Origin of the sequence: Micromonospora sp. NPDC048947, assembly GCF_040649495.1 — a bacterium.
Classification (GTDB): Bacteria; Actinomycetota; Actinomycetes; order Mycobacteriales; family Micromonosporaceae; genus Micromonospora; species Micromonospora alfalfae.
This window is the reverse complement of sequence record NZ_JBEZFO010000014.1, coordinates 40,259-64,547: the sequence shown is the minus strand read 5'-3', so window position 1 is coordinate 64,547 and position 24,289 is coordinate 40,259. Positions and strand designations below refer to the sequence as shown.

23 protein-coding genes are annotated in these 24,289 nt (G+C 70.0%); 2 read left to right on the top strand and 21 right to left on the bottom strand.

The genetic code is table 11. The annotated features are described in order from the left end of the window. Window positions 1-10: 10 nt before the first annotated feature. The 15 genes from AB0B98_RS20600 to AB0B98_RS20530 all read right to left on the bottom strand — a co-directional run bounded on the left by AB0B98_RS20600 (window position 11) and on the right by AB0B98_RS20530 (window position 14,005). Window positions 11-1,474, bottom strand: a complete 1,464-nt coding sequence (locus AB0B98_RS20600) for a peroxidase family protein (RefSeq protein ID WP_357364553.1) — start codon at window positions 1,472-1,474, stop codon at window positions 11-13. 154 nt (window positions 1,475-1,628) lie between these two features. Beyond that, a complete protein-coding gene (locus AB0B98_RS20595; RefSeq protein ID WP_238671240.1) occupies window positions 1,629-3,014 on the bottom strand; it encodes an acetyl-CoA carboxylase biotin carboxylase subunit in 1,386 nt (461 codons plus the stop codon). A 4-nt stretch (window positions 3,015-3,018) separates the two neighbouring features. Then, on the bottom strand, window positions 3,019-3,456 hold the full coding sequence (locus AB0B98_RS20590; RefSeq protein WP_238671241.1) for a biotin/lipoyl-containing protein: 438 nt from the start codon (window positions 3,454-3,456) through the stop codon (window positions 3,019-3,021). After that, complete coding sequence (locus AB0B98_RS20585; RefSeq protein WP_357364551.1) at window positions 3,443-5,104, bottom strand: acetyl-CoA carboxylase carboxyltransferase subunit alpha; 1,662 nt, start codon at window positions 5,102-5,104, stop codon at window positions 3,443-3,445. The genes AB0B98_RS20590 and AB0B98_RS20585 overlap by 14 nt, the downstream gene beginning before the upstream one ends. Beyond that, on the bottom strand, window positions 5,101-5,571 hold the full coding sequence (locus tag AB0B98_RS20580; protein ID WP_238671243.1) for an SRPBCC family protein: 471 nt from the start codon (window positions 5,569-5,571) through the stop codon (window positions 5,101-5,103). Before AB0B98_RS20580 ends, AB0B98_RS20585 begins: the two co-directional genes overlap by 4 nt. Before the next feature lie 4 nt (window positions 5,572-5,575). Then, the gene (locus tag AB0B98_RS20575; protein WP_091394916.1) at window positions 5,576-5,833 is read right to left on the bottom strand and encodes a phosphopantetheine-binding protein; all 258 of its coding nucleotides are present in this window, start codon (window positions 5,831-5,833) and stop codon (window positions 5,576-5,578) included. Next, entirely contained in the window at window positions 5,830-6,294 is a 465-nt protein-coding gene (locus AB0B98_RS20570) for a cupin domain-containing protein (protein ID WP_208646634.1), read from the bottom strand. Before AB0B98_RS20570 ends, AB0B98_RS20575 begins: the two co-directional genes overlap by 4 nt. Beyond that, the gene (locus AB0B98_RS20565; RefSeq protein ID WP_357364549.1) at window positions 6,294-7,301 is read right to left on the bottom strand and encodes a methyltransferase; all 1,008 of its coding nucleotides are present in this window, start codon (window positions 7,299-7,301) and stop codon (window positions 6,294-6,296) included. Before AB0B98_RS20565 ends, AB0B98_RS20570 begins: the two co-directional genes overlap by 1 nt. After that, window positions 7,298-7,639 (bottom strand): TcmI family type II polyketide cyclase, encoded by a 342-nt coding sequence (locus AB0B98_RS20560; RefSeq protein ID WP_238671245.1) that lies wholly within the window; start codon window positions 7,637-7,639, stop codon window positions 7,298-7,300. The genes AB0B98_RS20565 and AB0B98_RS20560 overlap by 4 nt, the downstream gene beginning before the upstream one ends. 4 nt (window positions 7,640-7,643) lie before the next feature. After that, entirely contained in the window at window positions 7,644-9,266 is a 1,623-nt protein-coding gene (locus tag AB0B98_RS20555) for an FAD-dependent oxidoreductase (protein ID WP_357364548.1), read from the bottom strand. After that, entirely contained in the window at window positions 9,259-9,585 is a 327-nt protein-coding gene (locus AB0B98_RS20550) for an antibiotic biosynthesis monooxygenase family protein (RefSeq protein ID WP_130406888.1), read from the bottom strand. Before AB0B98_RS20550 ends, AB0B98_RS20555 begins: the two co-directional genes overlap by 8 nt. Window positions 9,586-9,600: 15 nt before the next feature. Further along, complete coding sequence (locus tag AB0B98_RS20545) at window positions 9,601-10,659, bottom strand: methyltransferase (RefSeq protein ID WP_357364545.1); 1,059 nt, start codon at window positions 10,657-10,659, stop codon at window positions 9,601-9,603. Beyond that, window positions 10,656-11,876, bottom strand: coding sequence for a ketosynthase chain-length factor (locus AB0B98_RS20540; protein ID WP_357364543.1), 1,221 nt, complete (start codon window positions 11,874-11,876; stop codon window positions 10,656-10,658). Before AB0B98_RS20540 ends, AB0B98_RS20545 begins: the two co-directional genes overlap by 4 nt. Further along, the gene (locus tag AB0B98_RS20535; RefSeq protein ID WP_238671250.1) at window positions 11,873-13,135 is read right to left on the bottom strand and encodes a beta-ketoacyl-[acyl-carrier-protein] synthase family protein; all 1,263 of its coding nucleotides are present in this window, start codon (window positions 13,133-13,135) and stop codon (window positions 11,873-11,875) included. Before AB0B98_RS20535 ends, AB0B98_RS20540 begins: the two co-directional genes overlap by 4 nt. Window positions 13,136-13,216: 81 nt before the next feature. After that, window positions 13,217-14,005, bottom strand: coding sequence for an AfsR/SARP family transcriptional regulator (locus AB0B98_RS20530; protein ID WP_091397314.1), 789 nt, complete (start codon window positions 14,003-14,005; stop codon window positions 13,217-13,219). Window positions 14,006-14,236: 231 nt separating this feature from the next. Here AB0B98_RS20530 and metK point away from each other — a divergent pair, with 231 nt between their 5' ends. Further along, a complete protein-coding gene (gene metK, locus AB0B98_RS20525; protein WP_091394940.1) occupies window positions 14,237-15,424 on the top strand; it encodes a methionine adenosyltransferase in 1,188 nt (395 codons plus the stop codon). Between the two features lie 16 nt (window positions 15,425-15,440). Here metK and AB0B98_RS20520 read toward each other — a convergent pair whose 3' ends face one another. The 6 genes from AB0B98_RS20520 to AB0B98_RS20495 form a co-directional block, all read right to left on the bottom strand. Continuing rightward, window positions 15,441-16,139: a response regulator transcription factor gene (locus tag AB0B98_RS20520; protein WP_181539555.1), complete on the bottom strand. Its 699-nt coding sequence runs from the start codon at window positions 16,137-16,139 to the stop codon at window positions 15,441-15,443. A 129-nt stretch (window positions 16,140-16,268) separates the two neighbouring features. Then, window positions 16,269-17,390, bottom strand: coding sequence for a ScyD/ScyE family protein (locus AB0B98_RS20515; protein ID WP_238671252.1), 1,122 nt, complete (start codon window positions 17,388-17,390; stop codon window positions 16,269-16,271). An 88-nt stretch (window positions 17,391-17,478) separates the two neighbouring features. After that, complete coding sequence (locus tag AB0B98_RS20510; protein WP_238671253.1) at window positions 17,479-19,554, bottom strand: multicopper oxidase family protein; 2,076 nt, start codon at window positions 19,552-19,554, stop codon at window positions 17,479-17,481. A 105-nt stretch (window positions 19,555-19,659) separates the two neighbouring features. Beyond that, window positions 19,660-20,319 carry a response regulator transcription factor gene (locus AB0B98_RS20505; RefSeq protein WP_238671254.1) on the bottom strand — a complete coding sequence of 220 codons (660 nt, stop codon included), beginning with the start codon at window positions 20,317-20,319 and terminating at the stop codon, window positions 19,660-19,662. Continuing rightward, window positions 20,316-21,434: a sensor histidine kinase gene (locus AB0B98_RS20500; RefSeq protein ID WP_238671255.1), complete on the bottom strand. Its 1,119-nt coding sequence runs from the start codon at window positions 21,432-21,434 to the stop codon at window positions 20,316-20,318. The genes AB0B98_RS20505 and AB0B98_RS20500 overlap by 4 nt, the downstream gene beginning before the upstream one ends. Before the next feature lie 82 nt (window positions 21,435-21,516). Continuing rightward, window positions 21,517-22,542, bottom strand: a complete 1,026-nt coding sequence (locus AB0B98_RS20495; RefSeq protein ID WP_238671256.1) for a methyltransferase — start codon at window positions 22,540-22,542, stop codon at window positions 21,517-21,519. A 127-nt stretch (window positions 22,543-22,669) separates the two neighbouring features. Here AB0B98_RS20495 and AB0B98_RS20490 point away from each other — a divergent pair, with 127 nt between their 5' ends. Further along, window positions 22,670-24,208, top strand: a complete 1,539-nt coding sequence (locus AB0B98_RS20490; protein ID WP_357364539.1) for an aminotransferase class III-fold pyridoxal phosphate-dependent enzyme — start codon at window positions 22,670-22,672, stop codon at window positions 24,206-24,208. The last annotated feature ends 81 nt before the right edge of the window (window positions 24,209-24,289 follow it).

The following is a 24,289-nucleotide window of genomic DNA, read 5'->3' as shown; positions in this document are numbered from 1 at the left end:
GCAAGCGCCGTCAGGAGTTGCGGCTGGCCGGGTCGACCCGGGCGTACGTGAGCAGGTCGGCCATCGTGAACTGGCCGGAGAAGCGGGCGGGCAGGGTCGGACGCCAGTTGGGCTGCACCTTCAGGTAGCTCGCCGGGTCGAGCTGGGCGATACCGATGAGCACCTCGGCCACGATTCGCCCACCGACGGCGCCCAACGAGCCTCCGCCGGCCTGGAGCTGCGCCTCCTTGAGGATGTAGTAGAAGAGCGGGGTGTTGGAGTCCAGGCCGAGGCCGTACCCGCTGAGCTCCGGGAAGTTGAAGCTGCCGAGCGCGGGCGCGCCGATGGTCGCGGCGATCCGCTGGCCCGACGGGATGCCGAAGGTGAGCTGCCGGAGCAGGTCGCGTCCGAGCAGGTTGGCCGACGGGGAGCCGGACGGCGGCGGTGGCAGTGGGAAGCCGAACAGCGGTGTCGAGTTGCGTACGTCGATCCACTTGCTCCAGCGCACCTGGCCGTCGAAGAACTGGAACCAGAACTGGTAGTCGAGGTAGCGGCGGGCGGCCCGCTTCCCGCCGCGCAGGTCGGCCGGGTCGGCACCGCTCAGCGCCGGGTCGAAGAGCATGGCGTAGAACTCGTCGCCGCCGTCGCCGGTGCGGTTGACCAGGTAGGCCGGTCGTGGCTGGCTGTGGCCGAACCGGAACGCCGCAGCGGTGAACTCGACGGGGATGAACGTCGCGTTCGACTCCGGCTTGTAGAAGCGGCGACCGCCGTTGAGCACTGTGAAGACAGTGCCCGGGCCGGCGATCAGCGGAAGGAACTCGTTGAGCACGATCCACTGGTAGTGCCAGGTGACGAGTTGCCGGGCGGCGCCGAAGACCTGTGCCGCCGGTGTGCCCTGGGCGCGCACCAGGTCGACCACCCGGTTGTGGAAGAGGATGAACGCGGCAGTGATCTGCGCGATCGGCAGGTTCTCGTCGTTGCGGGAGTCGAAGACGATCGCCTTGCCACTGGAGTTGCGCGGCAGGTCTTCGAAGCGCCCGCCCGACTCGATCTTGAGTTTGGCGGGATCGGCCGAGTTGTACAGCTCCGGGTTTCCGGTCGGCCCGCCACCGTAGAGCGAGTCGAGGTCGAGGGCCGGCGTCCGGGGGTTCGGCACCGTGGTCGGGTCGACCGGCGTACCCAGCGGCGCCGTCGTCTCGAAGGCCAGGTCGTGGTCGACGAATTGCCCGAAGTACGTCATGCCCTGCGGGATGGAGAAGTTGTCGGGGTTGTTGATGCTGTGCTGCTGCAGGTCGGCGAGCGCCTCGGCACCGACGCTCAACGGGTCGCGGGCGTCCATCGGGCCGCCGACGCGCGACAGGTCGATCAGCGCGTTGCGCATCTGGGTCGTCGCGGAACCGAACGCCGGCAGCGACGGGAACATCCGACCGAACCGGTTGGAGAACGCGGCCGCCGCCGGCGTCGCGTCGAGCAGGACTCCCCCGGTGCCGGCCACGAGCGCCCCCGCGCCGACTCCGGCCAATAATCGCCGTCGGCTGACACCTCGAGAAGCGTTGTCAATTGCCATGTCGGCCACCTTCCGTCCGCAGGCGCCCGCGTGGACGCACGGGCCGCAAACCCGCGAACCGGCAGCAGTGTGAACCCTTCGGCTAGTGGCGCCCTGGAGCTTCGGTGGTGTCCGGCTGGAGGCCGGTGAGCATGGTGTCGACAAGCGAGGTGTCGTGTTTCGCGGTGCGGAACAGCGGGTGGTCGAGCGTCGATCGGAGGAAGTCGCGGGTGGTGGCCACTCCTGGCCCTTCGACGGCGCACTCGTCGAGGGCGCGGGCCATCCGGGCCAGGGCCTGGGTGCGGTCGGGCGCCCAGACGACCACCTTCGCGAGCAGGGAGTCGTAGTCCGCCGGGACCCGATAGCCGGCGTACCCGTGCGTGTCGACCCTGACGAACGGGCCGGCGGGCAGGTCGAAGCGGGTCAGCTCACCCGGCGTCGGCACGAACCCGCGCGCCGGGTCCTCGACGTTGAGGCGGCACTCGATCGCGGTGCCGCGTGGCGTCACGTCGGCCTGGGTCAGCGCCAGCCGTTCACCGGCCGCGACGAGGATCTGTTGCCGCACCAGATCGACGCCGGTCACCAGCTCGGAGACCGGGTGTTCGACCTGGAGCCGGCAGTTGACCTCCATGAGGTGGAAATCGTCCCCACCGCCGACCAGGAACTCGAAGGTGCCAGCGCCCACGTAGCCGACACCGAGCGCGCCGGTGACCGCGGCGGCGGTCATCCTGTCGACCATGTGTTGCGGCAGCCCCGGCGCGGGTGACTCCTCGATCAGCTTCTGGTGACGCCGCTGCACCGAGCAGTCGCGCTCGCCGAGGTGGATGCCGTTGCCGTAGCGGTCGGTGAGCACCTGCACCTCGACGTGGCGGGCCGACTCGAGGTAGCGCTCGATGTAGACCCGGTTGTCGCCGAAGAGCAGCTGCGCCTCGGCCCGCGCGGCGGCGAACTCGCCAAGGAACGACGCCGGATCGCGGACCACCCGTACGCCCCGACCGCCGCCACCGGCGACCGCCTTGATGATCAGCGGGAAGCCGATCTCGTCGGCGACAGCGCGGGCGTGGGCCGCCGACTCGACGGCGTCGGTCGTGCCGGGGAGTACGGGCAGGCCGAGGCCCGCCATGATGCCCCGCGTCCGGGCCTTGTCGCCCAGCGCGGCCATCACGGCGGGCGGCGGCCCGATGAACGTGATCCCGTCGGCCTCGCAGATCTCGGCGAAGTCCGGATCCTCGGAGAGGAATCCGTAGCCCGGGTGGATGGCGTCGGCCCCCGTGCGACGGGCCGCCTCGATGATGGCCGGGGCGCTCAGATAGCTGCGCCGGCTGGGACCCGGCCCGATCTGGACGGCTTCGTCGGCCAGCCGCACCACCGCCGAGTCCCGGTCCACTGTCGAGTAGACAGCCACGGTACGCAGCCCCATCTCCCGGCAGGTCCGGGCGATCCGGACCGCGATTTCGCCCCGGTTGGCGATCAGCACCGACTCGAACACTGGGTCAGCCCTCCGAAACAGCTAAGGCGATCAACCGTTCGCCGTACTCGACCGGGCTCGCGTTGGGCACCAGCACCTTCACGACCTCGCCCGCGCGGTCGGCTTCGACCGGGATCATCATCTTCATCGCTTCGAGGATCGCGACCTGCTGGCCCGGAATGACCTGGTCGCCCTCAGTGACGAATGGGTCAGCTCCGGGCGACGGCGCGAGGTAGAGCGTCGCGACCATCGGCGCGCACACGTAGTGCAGACCGGCGTCGGTCTCCACCGGCGGGGCGGCCGGTACCACCGCCGCCCCCGGTGCGCCATCCGGCCACTCCACCTCGACCACCAGGTCGCCGTGCTGCAGCCGGGCGCGGCGGACCGGACCTGGCGTCGACCCGATCAGCCGCGCGAGACTGCGGACCGCGGCATCCAGCGGGTCGGCGTTACCCTCCGGCATTCGTCAAACCTCCGATCTGTCGGAAGCGGGCCCGGCGATGGGCCCGCACCTCCTCGCGGTTGAGACCGGCCAACTCCGCGAACGCGTCGACAACCGCCCGGTGTACGGCCGACGCGGTCGCCCCGGGATCGGCCGGTGCCCCGCCGGGTGGTTCGGGAACCACAGCGTCGACGATGCCGAGCGCCAGCAGGTCGCTGGCCTGGAGTTTGAGCTGCGCGGCGGCCTCGTCGGCCCGACCGGAGTCGTTCCAGAGGATCGCGGCGCAGCCTTCCGGGCTGATCACCGAGTACGTCGCGTTGGCGAGCATCAGCACCCGGTTGCCGACGCCGAGGGCGAGCGCACCTCCGCTGCCACCCTCGCCGGTCACGATCGCGACGACCGGAACCGTCAGCCCGGCCATCAGCCGGATGCTGTCGGCGATGGCGAGGGCCTGCCCGTTCTCCTCCGCCGAGACGCCGTGGTAGGCGCCGGGCGTGTCGATCAGCGTCACGATCGGCGTGCCGAGCTTCTCGGCCAGGCGCATCAGCCGGGCCGCCTTGCGATAGCCGGCAGGTGTCGCCATGCCGAAGTTGCGGCTGGCCACCTCGGCGACCGTGTGGCCCTTCTGGTGGCCGATCACCACTGTGGGCCGGCCGTCGATCAGACCGACGCCGCCGACGATCGCCGGGCAGTCACTCGCCAGCCGGTCGCCGTGCAGCTCCACGAAACCGTCAACGAAATGACCGATGTAGTCGAGTGTGGATGGTCGGCCGAGATCGCGGGACAGCGCCACGACGGCCCACGGGTCGGCCGACTCGGGGGGCGTGGTGGCACGTACCGGGTTCGGGTTGGGCGCGGACCGGTCGGCCCCCGCGAAGGCCAGCAGCCGGCCGATGGTCGGCCGCAGGTTCGACCGGGGCACCAGGTCGTCGAGCATGCCGCGGGCGAAGAGGTACTCGGCGGTCTGGAAGCCGGCCGGCAGCGGCTGACGCAGCGTCTGCTGGATGACCCTCGGCCCGGCGAAGCCGAGACGCGCACCCGGCTCGGCGAGGATGACGTCGCAGAGCGTCGCGAACGATGCGGCAACACCACCGTAGGTCGGGTCGCTGACCAGCGAGATCGTCAACACCTCGGCCTCGTCGAGGGCACCGAGCGCCGCGCTCGTCTTGGCCATCTGCATGAGCGACAGCACGCCCTCCTGCATCCGGGCCCCGCCCGAGGCGCTGACGATCAGCAGCGGCGTACGGGTTTCGAGCGCCACCTCGGCAGCCCGGGTGATCCGTTCGCCGACGCCCGAGCCGAGGCTGCCGCCGAGGAACCGGAAGTCCATGACCGCCGCGATCAGGGGCTGGCCCTCGACGGTGCCCCGGACGCAGACCACTGCCTCGTCGAGCCCGGTGCGCCGGCGGGCCGCCTCGATCCGTTGCGGGTAGGGCTTGGTGTCGACGAAACCGAGCGGATCACCGAAGGCGCCGACCGGTGGCAGCTCCTCGACCGAGTCGAGGTCGAAGAGCTGCTCGATCCGCTGGTGTGCGGTGACCTGGTCGTGGTGGTCGCACTCCGGGCAGACGCCGAGGTTGCGCTCGACCCGGCGCTGGTAGAGCAGCGCCCGGCAGCCCGGGCAGATCAGCCAGCTCTTGCCGACGGGTGTGTTGACGGTGGCGGTCATGACTGCCCGCGTTCGGCCGCGGCCTTCTCCACGATCTCCCGGATGCGTGCCTGCTGCTCACGTGTGGTCCGGTTGAGGTGGGCGGTCATGCCCTCGTCGTCGGCGTGCCCGCCCGGCCGCATCTCGAAGTCCTGTACCCACCGCATCCGCACGCCGCCGTCCGGGATCTCGGTGTATTCCCAGAACAGGTTCATGTACTTGAAGGCGCCCGTCTCCAGCCGCCGTGCCCGTACCACCCGGTCGCCGCGGTCGGGCACCCGCTCGGAGACCCAGCTCCAGACCCGGCCGGCCGGGTCGGGGTGCATGGTCAGGCGGAAGACGACGGCCCCGTCGGCGGACGTGGAGAGCACTTCGGTGCTGGCGTACTCGCTGAACAGGGAGGGCCAGTTGGGGATGTCGTTGGTGAGGTCCCAGACGAGGTCGAACGGTGCGTTGATGACGACCGCGTTGTCAGTGTGTCCGGCCATCGGGTCACCGATCCGCGAGTCGTTGGTTGACGTAGTCGACAGCGAGCCGCGGCGTCTTCATGATCGACACGGCGTCGTCGGGGATGCGCACCTCGTACTCCTGCTGCACCCGCGCCGCCAGCTCCAACAGCGCGAGCGAGTCGTAGCCGAGGTCGTCGAACGGCGCGTCGAGCGTCGCCGGATCGGCCCAGTCGGTCTGCTCGACCACACCGGAACTGGTCTCCAGGATCCGACGCAGGTCGTCGAGGGTCAGCTGGCTCATGAGTTTCCTCCCGTCGGTCGCTGCCACCCGTCGCGCACGCCGCCGACCTGCGGCACCGGCGACTCGGGGTGCGGGACCTCTTCGGTGTCGACGTGGCCCAGCTCGGGGCGCGGTGCGAGCGGGCTGATCTGGAACACGATCAGCGCGGTCTCGCCACCGGCGTTGACGATGCGGTGCCGCTGGCCGCGACGGACCATGAGAGCCTCGTCGGCAGCGAGCTTGACCTCCGCGCCGTCGACCCGGATCACCACCTCGCCGCGCACCAGATAACAGAACTTGTCCGAGTACGGGTTGTACTGCTCCGCCAGGAACTCGCCCGGCTCCAGGCGGACCGTGCCCATGAAGCCCTCCGTCGCGTCGACGGTCTTCGGGCTGAGCAGGATCCGCACCTCGCCGCCGATCCGGTTGATGCCGGGCACGTCGGTGGCGGCGACCTTCACGATCGGTTGCCGATGCATGATCATCCCTTCTCTGCGACGAGCACTCGGAACGGCAGGTCCGTCGGGTGGACGGTGGCCGGGCCGAAGCCCGCCGCGGCGAGGGCCCGGTTGTAGGCGGCGACGGAGTGCGACTCGCCCTCGAAGGTCCAGACCAACATCAACACCGAGAAGAGGTACGGAGCCGGGTCCAGTGCCGGCGACTCGTCGCCGGTGGTGAACCCGACGATGACCAGCCGTCCACCCGGCTTGACCACGGAACCGAGCCGGGTCACCAGCTCATGCACCCGCTCCTCGGAGAAGTGGTGGGTGACGTTGGTGAGCAGCACGACGTCGTAGGGCCCGCCGAGATCGGTGGTGAACATGTCACCCGGCAGGAACGACGCCCGGTCGCGCACGCCGAGCCGTTCGGCGTGCTTCTCCGTCACGGCGAGCACGTTGGGCCAGTCCAGCGAGGTCACCGCCGCCTGTGGGTTGTGCTGAGCGAGCGTGTAGCCGTAGACGCCGTGGCCGCAGGCGACGTCGAGGATGTCGAGTTCGGCGCGCTCCTTCGTCCACGGCGCGAGCGCCTCGGCCATCACCTCGGCGGTTGGCTGGGCGACCTTCGTCGCGTACGCGGCGAAGTCCTCCCAGTAGGTGTACTCCGGGGTCTCGGCGTGCACGTCGAGGACGGTGCCGCCGGCCCGTACGGCGGCGCTGAGGTCGCGCAGCGCGTCCCACTCCCAGTCGCTCGACATCACCTTGACCATGCCGCCCAGGTAGTCGGGACGGGTGCTGACCAGGTGGTCGGCGGCCGCCTGGGTGAGCGAGAAGTGCTCGCCGGTGCGGTCGGTGAGTCGGATCGCGGTGAGCGCGTCGAGCAGGATGCGCGCACCCCGGGGGTGGATGCCGAGCTTCGGGGCGAGCCCGCTGGCAGTGGCCGGGCCCTCGGCGAGCGCGTCGAACACGCCCAGCTCGACAGCGGTACGCAGCAGGCTCGTCTTCTTGTATGCCTGCATCATGTCGTTGATGTCGCGGCGGGTCAGCGTCACGTGATGCTCCCTGTCTCGGGGCTCCAGGTGTAGAAGGGCGTGGCCTTCGAGTCCTGCAACTCGGTCATGCTGTCCGGCGCGTAGCGCTGCAGGTAGGCCGAGAGGCGCCTGTTGACCTCCTGGAAGTCCGCGCGGGCTCGGGCCGCGAGGAGCTTGTCGAAGACGTCGGTGTCGGCCTCCAGCAGGTGCATGTAGAGGTCCTGGTAGCGGAAGAGCGTGCGCCGCGAGATGCCGACGACGTAGGGCATGTCGCCCTTGTCGTGCTCGGTGAAGAGTTCGGCGACCGCGTCGGCGTGGCCGGGGGCCATCCGCATGACCATGAGGGCGCGGTAGGACATGTGCTCACGCTCCCCGCAGGATCGTGGCCAGGGCAGCGGTCAGGGTCTGGGCCTGGTCGTCGACCGGGCCGGCGCTGCGCCAGGCGACAATGCCGTCGGGGCGTACCAGCAGCGCCCCGCCGGGGCCGACTCCGCAGCTCGCGAGCCACGAACCGTCGTCGGCGAGGTCACCGTCGGGTCCGGCGGTCAGCGCCTTGATCGGAAGCCCGGTCTCCGCCGAGACCGCCTCGGCCGCGGCGAGCCAGGCGTCGTCGCCCGGAGCCGTGGCCAACGTCCAGCCCTCGGTCAGCACATCGATCGTGGAGACCCGAGCGCCGTCGTGGTCGACCCAGCCGTGCGGGGCACGCGATCCGGGTTGGCCGGTGAAGGTCAGCTCGCGGGGCAGCAGCTCGGTGTCGGCGGGCGCGCCGACTATCGCGTTGGAGGTGTACCGGTAGCCCATCGTGACGATGACGAAGTCGCGGTAGGCGGCCTTGTCCTCGTCGGCGAGCTGACCCCGGGTGCGGAAGAGCATCCACGCCTGGTCGGCGGTCGCGGCGCCGACCGGACGACGCTCGGCTTCGTAGGAGTCGAGCAGGCTCTCGTCGGCCCGCCCCTGAAGCACGTCGGCGAGCTTCCAGGCCAGGTTGTGCGCGTCCTGGATGCCGGCGTTGACGCCGAAGCCTCCGGCCGGCGGGTGGGCGTGACAGGCGTCGCCGGCCAGGAAGACCCTCCCCGACTGGTACGCGTCGGCGACCATGTGCCGCGCGTCCCAGGGCTGGGCCGACTCGACCTCGACCTCCAGCTCGGGGTCGCCGGCAGCGATCCGGGCCAGTTCGACGCAGCGTTCCGGTGTGAAGTCGGCAGGCGACTGCCCGCGCTCGGGGTAGTAGTTGACGCCGAACATCCACCGTCCCGGCTCGATGAAGAGCAGCAGACCCTGGGCCAGCTGGTTCATCAGGTAGATCAGCGTGAACCGGGGTGCCGACTCGGGCAGGTCGACCTTGGCGCGGAAGATGATGCTGACGAAGTTCCCGGCGACGCCGTTGCTGCGGTTTCCGACCTGGAGCAGTTCGCGCACGGGACTCTTCACACCGTCGGCGGCGACGACGTAGCGCGCCCGGATCGTGCGTGTCGTGCCGTTGTCGTTGACGGTCGCCGTCACGCCGTCCTGGTCCTGGGTCAGCCCGACCAGCTCGTTCTGGAAGCGGATCTCCGCGCCCGCCTCGACCGCGGCGTCGTAGAGCAGCGGCTCGTAGTGGTCCTGGCCGCACCAGATCGGCCAGCTCGGCGTGAACTTGTCGTAGTCGACGTCGTGCGCCTCCATCACGAACGACTTGTGGAGGTCGGCCAGGGACTGGGCGCCGAGCATGACCAGTGGCGTGGCGCGGCCGGCGCGGACCAGGTCGAGTTCGGCGCCCGGTCCGACGATCTTCATGCCGGCCTGCTGCACCGCGGGCTCCAGGCCGACGGTGCGGAAGATCTCCACAGTGCGGGCGTGCAGACCGGTGGCGCGGGGGATCGTCGACAGCCGGGGCCGACGTTCGACAAGGATCGGCCGGATCCCCTTGCGGGCCAGGAAGAGCGCGGTCGACAAGCCGACCGGGCCGCCGCCGACGATCAGGACGTCGGTGCTTCCGTCAGACATGAGCGTCCTCCGTGTAGACGACTTTGTAGAGGTGGCGTTCCGGCGTGGCGATCGCGCGTACCTCGCCGAAGTGGGGGTGGACCTCGGGGTTCTTGAGCATCGCCGTGAAGTGCTCTTCGCTCTTCCACTGCGCGTAGTTGACGACCCGGGTCCCGTCGAGGCTGGCGTGGATGTTCGCCGACACGAACCCGTCCACCTTGGACATCACCGCGTCGGTCGCCTCGATCAGGATGTCGACGAGCTTCTGCTGGTTGGCCGGCTCGACGGTGAAGACGTTGACCATCGTCACGACCGGCTGGTCGATGCCGATGTGTGCCATTGCGGGCTTCCTTTCCTAGATCGGACGCGCTTCGAGCAGGGCCCAGCCGCGGGACGCGGGGGTGTTGACCAGCTCGAAACCGGACGCGGTGAACAGCGCCTGCCATTCGGTGAGGTCGCGCTCCTTGCCGCCGAAGAGCACCAGCATGTCGATGTCGATGATCTTGGCGTGGTCCCACTGGTTGCGCGGCGGCACGATCTGGTCGATCGCGATGAGCCGGGAGTCGGCGTCGCCGATCGCCGCCCGGATCCGACGCAGCAACGTGACACAGGTGTCGTCCGGCCAGTTGTGGACGATCGACTTCAGGATGTACGCGTCGGCACCGACCGGCAGCTCGTCGGTGAAGAAGTCGCCGCCCCGCACCTCGACCCGCTCGGTGACACCGTGCTCCTTGAGCAGTGGCTCGGCGTCGGCCACCACCTCGGGCAGGTCGAAGAGGACACCGGTGCCATCGGGGTGACGCTGGAGCATCTTGGCCAGGAAGTAGCCGTTGCTGCCGCCGATGTCGGCGATTCGGCCGAACCGCTCGGGTGCCAACTCCGCGGCGAACCGGTCGGCGAGCCGCCGGCTCCAGTGGGCCATGAAACCCTCGAAGAACCGGTTGGCCTCCGGGTGGGCCTGGAGATAGTCGTAGAAGCCCATGCCGAAGACCTTGTTGAAGGCCGGCTCGCCGGTACGGACGCTGTGCAGGATCTCCGCGTACGGGAGGCGGTTGAAGTCGGCGCCGCTGAACTGCACCATCGGCCGCAGCCCGCCGATGCGGGCCGACGTCAGCCCCTCGCCGAGCGGGGTGAGCGCGAACGACCCGTCCTCCTGCTCGTCGAAGATGCCGACGGCTGAGGCCGCGCGCAGGATCCGCCGCAGCGCGTCCTCGTGCGACTCGGTCGCCGCCGCCAGTCGGGCGACCGGCACTGGTCCGTCGACGAGCAGGTCGGCGATGCCGAGCTCGGTCACCACGTAGATCACGTTGGCGATCTGTTTGGCGCTTCCCAGCACCGCGATCTGCCGTTCACGCAGGTCGAGTGCCTGCTGCTCGTCGAAGTTCGCGACGGCGGCGAGGCTGGCGTCGGTCATCGTCCATTCCTTTCGTCGGTCACGACCATTGCCGCGTTGAACCCGCCGTAGCCCCTGGCGAGTACGAGCGCCGCGCGTACCGGTGTCTCCCGCGCGACGTCACGCACCAGGTCGAGGTGCAGGCCCTCGGCCGGCTGGCGGATGTTGGTGGTGGGTGGGATGACGCCGTGCCGGATCGACAGCAGCGCGGAGACGAGGTCGAGCGCCGCCCCGCCCGAGTAGAGCCGGCCGGTCATCGTCTTGGGTGCGGTCACCGGCACCCCACGTGGGCCGAAGACCGCTGTGATCGCCTCGGCCTCGACGCGGTCGAGCTGCGCGACACCGGCGCCGTCGGCGAAGACGACGTCGATGTCGGCCGGTGTGAGACCGGCGTCGGACACTGCCATCTCGGCCGCCCGACGCAGACCCGGCGGGCGGCCGGAGCCGGGCCGGGGGTCGAACGTCGCGCCGTATCCGGCGATCACCCCGTAGACGGCGGCCCCGCGCCGGGCAGCGGCGTGTTTGTCCTCCAACACGAGGATCGCCCCGCCCTCGCCCGGCACGTAACCCGACGCGTTGGCGTCGAACGGCAGGAACGCCGTGGCCGGATCCCGCCCGGTACTGAGCAGGCCGTTGGCGAGCTGGGCCGTCCAGCCCCACGGGCAGAGCGACGCGTCGACACCGCCGGTCATCACGAGTTGCACGCCCTTGCGCACCTGGCGCCGGGCCTGCGCCACCGCGTCGAGCCCACCCGCCTGCTCGGTGACGAGCACGCCGGTCGGCCCACGCATCCCGTGGCGGATCGAGATCTGGCCGGTGTTGACAGCGTAGAACCAGGCGAACGACTGGTAGGCGCTGACGTGCTCAGAGCCCTTGCTCCAGAGTTTCTCCAGCTCACGGTGGCCGAACTCGAAGCCGCCCGACGCGCTGGCGGTGACGACACCCATGCCGAACTCGGGCAGCGCCGAAGGGTCGACCGACGCATCGGCCAGCGCCCACTGCGCCGCCGTCAACGACAGCCGGGTCATGTGGTCGGTCTGCGCCATCAGCCGGCTCGGAATGTGATCGGCCGCCTCGTATCCGGGAACCTCGCCGGCCAACTGGGCGGGGTAACCCGAGCTGTCGAAACGGCTGATCGGCCCGATGCCGCCCACCCCGGCGACGGTGGCCGCCCAGAAGGCGTCGCGGCCCAACCCGTTGGGCGCTGCCACTCCGACACCGGTGACGACAGTGGTCATGCCACACGCGCCAGGAGCATCGCGCTCTGGAAGCCGCCGAACCCGCTACCCACGCTCAACACGACGTCGGTCTGCTGCTCGCGGGCGGTCAGCGGAACGTAGTCGAGGTCGCACTCCGGGTCGCGTTCGTGCAGGTTGGCCGTCGGCGGCACCGCCCCGTGCTTGATCGCCAGGGCCGACGCCGCGATCTCGATCGAACCGATGGCGCCGAGCGAGTGACCGATCATCGACTTGATCGAGCTGACCGGGGTGCGGTACGCATGGTCGCCGAGACTCCGCTTGAACGCCGCTGTCTCGTGCCTGTCGTTCTGCTTCGTACCCGAGCCGTGCGCGTTGATGTAGTCGACGGCGTCGCCGGGCAACCGGGCGTCGGCGAGCGCGACCCGGATCGCCTCGGCCATCTCCCGCCCGTCGGGCCGCAGACCGGTCATGTGAAACGCGTTGGAGCGCGAGGCGAACCCGACCAGTTCGGCGTAGATCTGCGCGCCGCGTCGGCGGGCGTGCTCAAGCTCTTCGAGGACGAACATCGCCGAACCCTCACCGAGGACGAACCCGTCGCGACTGTTGTCGAACGGCCGCGAGGCGTGCGTCGGATCGTCGTTGCGGGCCGTGGTCGCCTTGATCGCGTCGAAGCAGGCCACCGTGATCGGCGAGATCGGGGCGTCGGTCGCGCCGGCGATCATCACGTCGGCCGAGCCCTCCCGGATCAGCTCCCGGGCGTGGCCGACCGAGTCGAGGCCCGACGTGCAGCCGGTGGAGACCACCGTCGCCGGGCCCTCTGCCCCGACCGACCACGCCACCTCGCGGGCGAACGAGCTCGGCACCAGATAGTCGTAGAGGTGCGGGGTGGCGTACCGGTGGTCGGTCAGCCAGTTCCGGCCGCCGTCGCTGACCACGACGTACTCCTCTTCGAGGCTCATCGTGGCCCCGACCGCCGTGCCGACGCTCACGCCGACCCGGGTCGGGTCGGCGACCTCGAAGCCGCTGTCGGCCAGCGCCTCCCGGGTGCAGACCACCGCCATCTGGGCCGCCCGGTCCATCCGGCGGACCTCCTGCGGCGACAGGCCCTCGGCGACCGGGTCGAAGTCGGCCTCCGCGGCCACCCGTGACCGGAAGGGGGTGGCGTCGAAGAACGACAGGCTACGGGTGGCCGTGCGGCCAGCGGTCAACAGTTCCCAGAACGCCTTGGTGCCCAGTCCACCGGGGGCGATGACGCCAATCCCGGTGATGACCACCCGACGGTCGGATGTGCTCGTCATGGAAGACCTCCTGGCCGCGATGTCCGTGTGAAAGCTAGGGACGGCCGGTCGAACGGCGCTGGAGCGTCGGTCGAGGGCCTGTCACGAGGCCCTGGCAAGCCCCGGGCGCAGTGGCCCGCCGGCGGCCAACACCTCCCGCTGGAGCCGCTGGAGGTCAGGCGAAGGGTCCAGGCCCAACTCCTCACTGAGCACCCGGCGCAGGTGGTGGTACGCCTGCAACGCCTCGCCACGGCGTCCCGAGCGGCTGAGCGCCACGATGAGCTGGCGGTGGAACCACTCGTTGAGCGGGTACGTGCCCACGAGATAGCGCAGCTCGCCGATCAACTCGCGGTGGCGGCCGAGCGTGATGTCGGCCTGGATGCGCAGCTCCAGTGCGCGGATCCACTGCTCCTGGAGGTGGATCGCGTGCGCCTCCAACGCCGGCCCGAACGTCACGTTGGCGCCCACCGGCCCCGTCCACATGGCCAGCGCCCGCCGCAGCACCTCGGCGCCCTCCTCGGGCCGGTCCGACTCGATGTGCGAGCGGCCCTGGTCGAGCATCGTCTCGAACACCTCGGCGTCGAGCTGACCCGGCTCCACCCGCAGCAGGTAACCGCGGGCACGGCTCTCCAGCACGGTCCGGTCCGGGGTCTCTATGCCCTCCTTCGCGAAGAGCTTGCGCAGGTGGTAGATGTAGGTCTGGACAGTGGTGACGGCGCTGCGCGCCGGATCGTCACCCCACAGCTCCCGGATTATCGAGTCGACCAGGACGACCCGATTGGCCCGCATCACCAGCAGCGCCAACACGGTCCGCACCTTCGGCGGCGTCGGCGTGCAGATCCGGCCCTCGTGGATCACTTCCAGCGACCCGAGGATCTCGTACCTGACCACAGTGGTCCCCCATTCCCCATAGCACTCGTCGAGACGCTCTCAAGCTATGGATGAGCGGGGCGTGTCGGAACGACCGCAGGTAGCGACATCGCGGGTTCTTCCGAGGATCGATGTGTGTCGAAAGTTGTACGGCGGATACCCCTTTGATCGCTCGATGCTTCCTCCAGGCAACCTCCACCAGGGGCGGGAAGACTCGCCGGGCCCCCACGCCCCTCGGGTTAGGAGTCACACATGTCGCGCCGCCTCTTCACCTCCGAGTCGGTCACCGAAGGTCATCCCGACAAGATCGCCGATCAGATCAGCGATGGGATCCTCGACGCGCTACTGGCGCAGGACCCGCACAGCCGGGTCGCCGTCGAAAGCCTGATCACCACCGGCCAGGTCCACGTCGCGGGCGAGGTCACCACGCAGGCCTACGCCGACATCCCACGCATCGTGCGGGAAACGGTCCTGGGCATCGGGTACGACTCGTCGAAGAAGGGCTTCGACGGCGCGTCCTGCGGCGTCAGCATCTCGATCGGCGCTCAGTCGCCCGACATCGCGCAGGGCGTCGACACGGCGATCGAGCTGCGCGACGGTTCGTCCGGTGGTGGGCTCGACGCCCAGGGTGCCGGTGACCAGGGCATGATGTTCGGCTTCGCCTGCTCGGAGACGCCGGAGCTGATGCCGCTGCCGATCGCGTTGGCCCACCGGCTGGCTCGTCGTCTGGCCGCCGTCCGCAAGGACGGCACGGTGCCCTACCTTCGGCCGGACGGCAAAACCCAGGTCACCGTCGAGTACGACGGCCTCCGCCCGGTCCGGCTCGACACCGTCGTGGTCTCCACGCAGCACGCCGCCCACATCTCCCTCGACGAACTGCTCGCCCCCGACATCCGGGACCACGTGATCACGCCGGAGCTGGAGGCGCTCGACCTCGACACCGAGGGTTACCGGCTGTTGGTCAACCCGACCGGCCGGTTCGAGATCGGTGGTCCGATGGGCGACGCCGGCCTGACCGGACGGAAGATCATCGTCGACACCTACGGCGGGTACGCCCGGCACGGTGGTGGCGCGTTCTCGGGCAAGGACCCGTCGAAGGTCGACCGTTCGGCGGCGTACGCGATGCGGTGGGTGGCGAAGAACGTGGTCGCCGCGGGCCTGGCCGAGCGGTGTGAGGCGCAGGTGGCCTACGCGATCGGCAAGGCCCACCCGGTGAGCCTGTTCGTGGAGACGTTCGGGACGGAGACGGTGCCGCTCGACCGGATCGAGAAGGCGATCGGTGAGGTCTTCGACCTGCGCCCGGCGGCGATCATCCGCGACCTGGACCTCCTGCGTCCGATCTACCAGCAGACGGCCGCCTACGGCCACTTCGGCCGTGAACTCCCGGACCTGACCTGGGAGCGCACCGACCGCGCCGCCGATCTCAAGGCCGCTTGTTGAGGAACGTCGCCGGTCGCTAGAACGGCGGGCGACGCGGGCGTGGCACCAACCGGTCGTGTGGCAGCGTCACCAGTGACGCTGCCACCGCCTTGTTGACGGCGTCGATGCGGGAGACCGCGCCGAGCTTCGCGAAGATGCGACGCAGGTGGCTCTTCACAGTGGCCTCGGTCAGGTCGAGTCGCCGTGCGATCTGGGCATTGGTCATCGCCTCGGCCGCGAGTTGCAGGATCTCCAGCTCGACGGGGGACAGAATGGCGGACTCCGCGTTCTGCACCTGCACCAGGCTCTGGCCGGAGACCGAGAGCAGCACCGAACCGCTGCCGTCGCGCGCCTTGCGGATCGCGGCGACCAGCTCCTCCCGACCCACGCTCTTCAGCAGATAGGCGCGCACCCCGGCGGCGATCAGACGGCGCAGCAGGTCGGGGCTGTCATACATGCTGAGGATGACCACCGCGCTGTCGGGCGACACCTCACGGATGCGGCGCACCGTGACCACCGGGTCGTCGCCGGGAATCTCGACGTCGAGCAACACCACGTCGGGACGCTCCGACGCCGCCTTGGCGACAGCGGTCGCCGAGTCGCCCGCCTCGTCGACCACGTCGAGGTCGGCGTGCACCTCGAGCACCCAGCGCAGCCCCTCGCGGACGAGAGCGTGGTCGTCGACTATGAGGATGGTGGTGGCGCCGGCGGGAGACCCGCCGTCGGACCGCGTCAACCTAACCCCCAGACCCCATCCCCCGCCGCCAGCGTGCACACGATTGGCACCGTATCGCGGACGTGTGACGCCACGGCTATCGTGGCGTCCTCCCGACACGAAGAACGCCACGATCGCCGCGCGACTCTGTCAGTCTCGTGTGGACAGACGAACCAACTCGCCGATGCCGAGCCCCTTGTTGGCGATGTAGAAGCTGCCGTCGGAGGCGATGGCGAACGACATCGGGGAGTCCAGGCCGGTGCTCGCCAGCTCCCGGTGGCTCCCGTCGCGCTCCACCCGGATCAACGCACCAGTGGAATCCCCGGAGCTGAGCCCGTTCTTCGCGATCTCCAGCACGACCAGTCGACCCCGCTTGTCGAAGGCGATGTCGATGATGTTGGTGAAGCCGGTCGCGAAGATCGTCGGCTCCTGCCCGGGCACCAGCCGCCACACCCGGGCGCCGCCGTTCGGGAAGGGGTGCCCGGTCAGCTGTCCGATGTAGAGAGCGCCGTCCGGCCCGCGGGTGATGGTGACCGGCACGAACTGGATCGGCGTCGTCGAGCCGGGCGGCAGACCCCACTCCGGCGGTGCCGGAACTTGCTCCTGCGGCCAGACGTGTTCGGCAGTGACCACGCCACGACGGTCGATCCGGAGCACGTCGTTGGCGGCCGCGTCGAGCGCGTAGACGTCGCGCCCGTCGGCGACCACGGCGTACGGCTGGCTCTCCGGAATCACCCCGTCGGGGTTGTTCTGCCCCTCGAATGCGGAAAGGTCGCCGACGACAGACCAGCGGCGCTTCCCCTCGACCCGGAGGATGGTTCCCATCGTGGCCCCGGCCGCACCGAGCAGGTCGCGCGAGACCGGGTCCGTGCTGTAGCCCATCGCCACCAGGAGCTTGCCCTGCCGATCGAAGGCCAGGTCGTGGGCGCCGTAGACGGAGAAGCCGGCGCCGGTGCTCCGCAACGACGGCAGACCCGTCACGACTCGCTTCTGCCAGCCGTGACGGACCGCCGTGATCGCACCGGTCGAGCCGTAGCAGAGGTTGGTGCCGAACGTGCCGGGGATGCACACGTCGTCGCCGCCGAGCCCGGCCTCGGCGACGTAGACGATGCCGGCCCGGTCGATGGCGACACCGCGAGGGTTGTCGAGGTTGCGGGCGACAACGGTCAGTCGCCCAGTGGTCGAGGTGGCCGCAGTGGCGGGCGCGGCAATGCCGGCCACCAGTACCAGCGGCACAGCCAGCGACAACGTTCGTCGCATCGCGTCGAGCATGGGTTCTCCTCAGCAAGCGGGGTTCGGATGCGAACGACGCTGCCGGCGTTGCCTCGAGGCCCGGTGGAGGAAGGCTCGACAGGTCCCCCTACTCCGGCTGGTTGGGAGTGCCGCGCCCCAGCTCATAGGGGGATGTCACGCCCTCGTAGGCGAGGTGCATCACCATGCCGTTGGCCGCGTGGTCGAGGTTGTGACAGTGGTCCATCCAGAGCCCCGGATTATCCGCCTTGAAGCCGATTTCGTAGATCTCACCGGGGATCACGTCGAGGCTGTCGATCCACCACGGTGACCCGGTCGCGCGGACCCCGTTGCGGGACAGCACCAACGCGTGATGGCCGTGCAGATGCATCGGGTGGTTCTGGTGGCTGCGGTTGACGATCCGCACCTTGACCACGTCGTCCATTCGAACCATGAGCGTCGGCGTGTGGGGGAAGCTGTGCCCGTTGATGATCGGCACCAGGTGGAGCCCTCCGTTGTAGAAGGACAGCCGGTCGTCGAGGAGCTGGGTGAACGAGCGGTCGTACGACGAGCCGGCGTCGAAGGGCCGGGATCCGCCGGAGCCGTACGAGAGCGGGTCGAAGTGGTCACCGTCGTCGACGATCTTCGGCGTCGAGGCGTCACCCGGTGGCGCCAGGACCAGCCCGCCGTCGCGGTTGGCGAGGTCGGTCAGGCGCACCGGGCCTGCCGGCATCGTGAACGTCACGTCGTAGCGTCCACCGGTCGCCAACCCGAACCGCGGATCGGTCAGCGGGGTCGGACCGTTGACGTCGACACCGTCGATCGCCGCCACCCGCACCGGCGTGCCGTTGACAGTCAGGGCCCGCGGACGACTGTCGCCTGCCGGGTTGTTGTCGGTGTTGATCAGACGCAGCCGCACCGGCGTGCCCGGGGCGACCTCCTGGCGTTGCAGTGTGTCACTCGTGCCGAACGAGACGATGTTGTCGTCAGGCGTACGCCACTCGTGGGCCTGCACGACGAAGTCCCGCTCGCCGGGGGGCGGGCCGTCGCGCGGCTCGACGATCAGCGCGCCGAACAGACCCCGCCGGATCGCCTCGAGCGGGTTCTGGTGGGTGTGGTACCAGAAGGTGCCGACCTGCTCGGCGATGAACCGGTAGGTGAAGCTGCCGCCCGGCTCCACCGCGTTCTGCGTCGCGCCGGCCACGCCGTCCTCACCGTTGGGAACGTCGAGGCCGTGCCAGTGGATTGTCACGTTCTCGTCGGGAATCTCGTTGTGCAGTGTCACCTCGACGAGGTCTCCCTCGCGGACCCGCAGCTCCGGCCCGGGCGACTGACCGTTGTACGTCAGCGCCTTGATCTCGGCACCCGACGACAGCCGTACCGTTGCGTTCTTCGCGGTCAGCGTGAAGGCCTTGTTGGGCTTGCCGGTCCGCGGTCCGCGCAGGTCGTCGACGGAGACCCCGCCGTGGCCGCCGTGACCGAACGAGGGGCCGCCGCCGTAGTCGACGTTGTCGTGGGACGTCATGGTCATGCGGTCGGGCAGCCTGCTGCTCCGGGCCACGTAGGTGATGCCGGCGGCGACGACCAGCACCACGACGGCGGCCTGAGCGGTGGCGCGCAGGGCGCTGGCACGCCGGCCACGGCGTGCGAAGTCGGTCGCGGTGACGGCCCGCAGGCGACGCCCCTGCCAGAACCACAGCACCAGCACCGACAGCAGGATCGGCGCGGCGTGGGTCGCGATGTCGTCGAGGTAGGACGGAACCGGACGGGACACGTACGCGAAGTAGACGCCAACCACAGTCGCCACCGCCGTCACCTGGACCGGCACGACGAATCGGGGATCGGCGGCGGCGGAGCGCGTCTCGACGTCGACCGGCGCGTCGGCTCTGTTGGCCAGGGCGCGCAGGCCCGGCACCGTCCAGATGACGACGGCCAGCATCGGCAGCAGCAGAAGCGGCATCTGCACGATCACGCGGTTGTCGGCGAAGATCCAGTCGACGGCGAGCATCAGCCCGATCGCGACGCACTTGATGACAAGCACCACCAGCGCGGCCACGAGCAGACGCAGCAACCGACGGGCGCTCTTGCGCAGCGCCTCGGGCGTCGGCCGCCAGGCCAGCCGCGTGGCGAGGATCGCCGCGGACAGCCAGATCAGGAACAGGACCCCGGCCAGGATCCCATCGGCGTTCTCTCCGACCTCAAACATGACGCCAACATACGAAGGATGCGCACCGCACGGCATCCGTTGAGGAACGGCCGGAGCGTACGGCGATCGCCGTAGCCGACACCGCCTGCGAAACAAGGGCCGTAGTCAGTTGCCGGGCGCGACGAGCCCCGTCTGGTAGGCGAGGACGACGAGTTGCGCACGGTCGCGGACGCGGAGCTTGACCATGGCTCGGTGGACGTGGGTACGGGCCGTGGCCGGGCTCATCGACAGCCGGCGCCCGATCTCCTCGTTGGTCAGCCCGCTGGCCACCAGGCTCATCACCTCGCGCTCGCGGTCGGTCAACACCGCCAGCCGGCCGCCGTCGACAGGCGTCGGCGCGACCTTGCTGACGAACGCGCTCACCAGCCGGCTCGTCACCCGAGGCGAGATCAACATGTCGCCGCCGGCAACCACCCGCACCGCCTGGCGCAGTTCGTCGGGCTCGATGTCCTTGAGCAGGAACCCGCTCGCGCCGGCGCGCAGCGCCTCGAAGACGTACTCGTCGAGCTCGAAGGTGGTCAGGACGATGACCCGCACGGCCGGGAACCGCTCGACGATCGCGGCAGTGGCCCGCACGCCGTCGAGCACCGGCATTCGCACGTCCATCAGCACGATGTCCGGCCGGGTCGCGGCGACCATCTCGACGGCCTGGGCGCCGTTGGACGCCTCACCGACCACCTCCAGGTCGTCGCTGTGGTCGAGCAGGCCCCGGAAGCCGGCCCGCACGAGTGTCTGGTCGTCCGCCAGCACCATCCGGATCGTCACGCTGTCTCCTCCACCTCGACCGGCAGCCGCGCGGCCACTCGGAACCCCCCACCCTGCGGTCGGGGCCCGGCCTCGAGCGACCCGCCAGCGGCCGTGGCCCGCTCCCGCATGCCGGCCACCCCGTGCCCCCGCCGGCTCGCCCCGGACCCGACCCCGTCGTCCACGATCTCCACGGTGACGGCGTCACCCGCGTAGGCGATGGTGACGTCGACTGTCGTCGCTTCGGCGTGTTTGACCGTGTTGGTGATCGACTCCTGCACGATCCGGTAGACCGAGAGCGCCACCTCCGGCGGGATCGGGCGCGGGGTGCCGGCGATCCCCGACCGCACCTTCACGCCAGCCTGTTCCGCGACAGCGAAGACCCGGGCCAGATCGGGCACCTCCCCGGCGTCGCGGAGCATGCCGATCGCCGAGCGGACCTCGTGCATGGCGTCACGTGCCGCGCCCCGGATGCTCCGCAGCGCGGCCCGCGCCTCCGCCGGCTTGCTGTCGAAGATGTCGTCGGCGAGGCTCGCCTGCACACTGATCGCGGCGATCGTGTGACCGAGGACGTCGTGGACCTCGCGGGCGATGCGGAGCCGCTCCTGGGCGACCTCGTGTTGACGCTCCTGGCGCATCACGGCGAGACGCTGCTGTGCCTCGGCCAGCCGGTCCCGGCGGGTGCGGATCGTCTCGGCGAGCAGCACCACTGCCGCGAGCAGCGAGCCCTCCTCGAGGGTGGCCGAGAGGGCGGGGAAGAAACCCTCGCCGAGCAGCGTGTACCGCATGATCAGCTCAAGGACGACGAAGAACCCGGCGACGACGAGCGCCCAGGTGAACCGGCCGGCGGCCGCGACGGAGAAGAGGGCGGCGGCCAGCGGGAGGGCGGGCGGGATGCCCGGGTACTCGAGCGCGTAGTAGATCATCAGCGCGGCGACCGAGCCGACGAGCACCAGCAGCGGCCAGCGGCGCCGGAAGACCAGCAGCAGCCCGATCACCGCGCCGATCGCGTAGGCGCGCGCGTCCGGCGGCCGGGCGCCGGGCTCGTCGGCGACCCGGATCGCCACCGCCACGACGGCCGCGACGACGACCGCGATGACGGCGTCGATCGCGACTCGTCTGATGGCCGGGTTCATGTCCGCAACGGTACGACGCGCGCACGGTCCGTTAGCGAGGGCCCCTTCCCAACCGGAAACCGTCAGCAAGGGGCCCGTCGGCTCAGCCGCGGCGGAGCGAGAGCAGTGTCTGCCCGGTGGGGATCACCGTGCTGCCGTCCACCTGGAGCCCGGCCTTCTCGCCCAGTTCGGCGTACTCGCGCCAGGTCCTCGCCTTGCCCGCCATGAGCGAGAGCAGGCGCAGGTCCATCTGGGTGATGAACATCAGCCGGGCCGGGTCGTCGGGGAAGTTGTCGTTCTCGTCCTTCACGAGGATCTGCACGATCAGCACCTTCCCGGTGGTGCCGATCGCGTCCGCCGCCCGCTGGAGGATCTTCTCGGCGGCGCTGTCGTTCCAGTCGTGCAGAACGTTCGACAGGATGTAGACGTCGGCGCCGGCCGGGAGCGGGTCGAAGATGCTCCCGCTGACCACCTCGGCGCGGTCGGCGATGCCCGCCGCCTCGAACCGGGCCCGCCCCTGCTCGACGACGCCCGCCAGGTCGACCACTGTGCCGCGCAGGTGCGGCTGGGCCTTGAGGATCTCGGTGAGCAGGGCGCCGGTGCCGCCGCCGACGTCGATGACGTGGTTGACGGTGCTCCAGTCGTAGCCCTGGACGACCTGGTCGAAGTAGCTCGCGTGGGTGGCCATCAGCGCGCCGAACGACGTGGCCCGGTCGGGGTTGGTGGCCAGGTCGTCCCAGAACTCGATGCCGTAACGCACGGGGTACGCCGCGTCGCCGGTGCGGATCGAGTGGGTCAGCGAGCTGAACGTGCCCTCGATCCGGCCGGCCATCGAGTCGACGTCGAGCCAGGGACGTTGGGCGGCGGGGTGGTCGGTCTTGAGGAACTCGGCGGCTTCCGTCAGGGCGTACACCCGCGGCTCGGTTTCCGTGAAGACGCCGCGGACCGAGAGGTAGCGCAGCAGCCGGTGCAGCGCGTCGGGATTGGCCTTCGTCGCCGCGGCGAGCTCGTCGAGCGTGGTGGTGCCCGCGGCGATCAGGTCGGCGAGGCCGAGCGTTGCCGCGGCCCGCACTGCCCACGGCGTGATCGTGTCGGTCAGCGAGTAGAGATTGACCCGATTTTCCGTCATGGCGGCGAGCTTCGACGACGGCGCTCGAGACCGGCTCGAAGCCGCGTCGATCGACCGGTTCTCCAGCCGGGTTCGAGTGGGCGGGCGCAGGCTGCGCCTGTCACGGCCGCCATGCGAAGGGGACACGATGGGCGCCAGCCACCAGGAGCGCGGAGCGATCGAGGTCATTCAGGACCTCATGCAGCAGAAGTGGGTCTACGAGCTGTTCGGCGAGATCGGCGCGCGCCAGGGTGCCTCGGCCGCGCACGTCGAGCAACTGAGGGCGGTCGACGCCGCCGCGCACGTGTTCTGGCCGTTCCAGGCACCGCCATTTCCGGTGATCGCGGCCACCGCCAGCGGATCGACGTTGACCGACATCGACGGCAACGACTACCTCGACTGCCACATGGGATACGGCGCTCAGGCGCTGCACGGGCACAACCCGGCGCCAGTGGTCGACTTCGTCCGCGAGCACCTCGGCAAGGGCACCGGCAACGGCTACACCAACGCGTTGGAGCTGGAGCTGGCGACGCTGCTGCGGGAGATCGTCCCGCACAACGAGAAGTTCGCCTTCCAACACTCGGGCACGGGCGCCACCCAGTCGGCGATCCGGCTCTGCCGTGCCCACACCGGGCGGCGGATGGTCGCCAAGTTCGAGGGCACCCTGCACGGGTCCCACGACCTGGCCGTCCACAACACGGCGCCCTGGTACCACGGGCATCCCGCGGTGCCGTTCCCGGAGATCGGCAAGGACGGCATTCCGCTGGTCTCGGCGTTCGCCGGCGTCACCCCGGCCGAGCCGCGCGACCTGCTGATCCTGCCCAACGACACAACGCTCGCCGTCGAGTTGATCGAACGCCACGCGGGTGAGTTGGCCTGCATCCTGGCCGAGCCGGCCGCCTCGTCGTTCCCGTTCGAGGAGACGACGATCCCGATGATCCGCGAGGTGGCGGTGGCCGCCCGGCGGCTCGGGGTGCCGTTCATCCTCGACGAGGTGCTGACGGGGTTCCGTTCGGGGCTCGGCGGCGCCGCGCAGAAGTTCGACATCCCGACCGACCTGGTCACCTACGGCAAGGTGATCAGCGGGCTCGGGCTGCCGCTGTCGGCGATCGGCGGTCGGGCCGACATCCTCGACATCTCGCAGACCAGTGGGCAGTCCTGGACCGACTTCGGCCAGAAGACCGGCCTGCAGGGCAGCCACACGGGCAACTACCTGTCGGTGGCGGCGTCGCTGGCCACGCTCCAACTGCTCCGCGACAAGGGGCCCTCCTACTACACCGACCTGCGGGCCAAGGTCGACCGGGTCCAGGCGCGGCTGGCCGCGTTCCGGGCGGCCGAGGGGATCCCGCTGCGCATGGTGGGGTTCGGCGACTACATCGGGTGCTTCCAGTTCCTTCCGGAAGACTCCTACACCGACTACCGGGTCTACTCGCGGGCGCTCAACCCGGCGACGTTCATCCTCACGCTGCTGCTGCGCAAGCGCGGCATCTACACGCTCGGGATGCCGATGTTCTTCGCCGGCGGCGCTCACAGCGACGCCGACGTCGACCGGCTGACCGACGCCGTGCTGGAGAGCACGCTGGAGCTTCGCGCCAACGACTTCCCCTTCGACCTGGCGTGGCCGGCGACATCCGCGTGGGGCGCCGGTTCCTCCGAGTGGGGTTCGGGTTCCTCCGACTGGTCGTAGCCACCTCTGCGTCACCGGGCCCGGGTCAGCTGCTGACCCGGGCCCTCCTCATGTGCCGTACAGGTCATACGCAAATAGCCG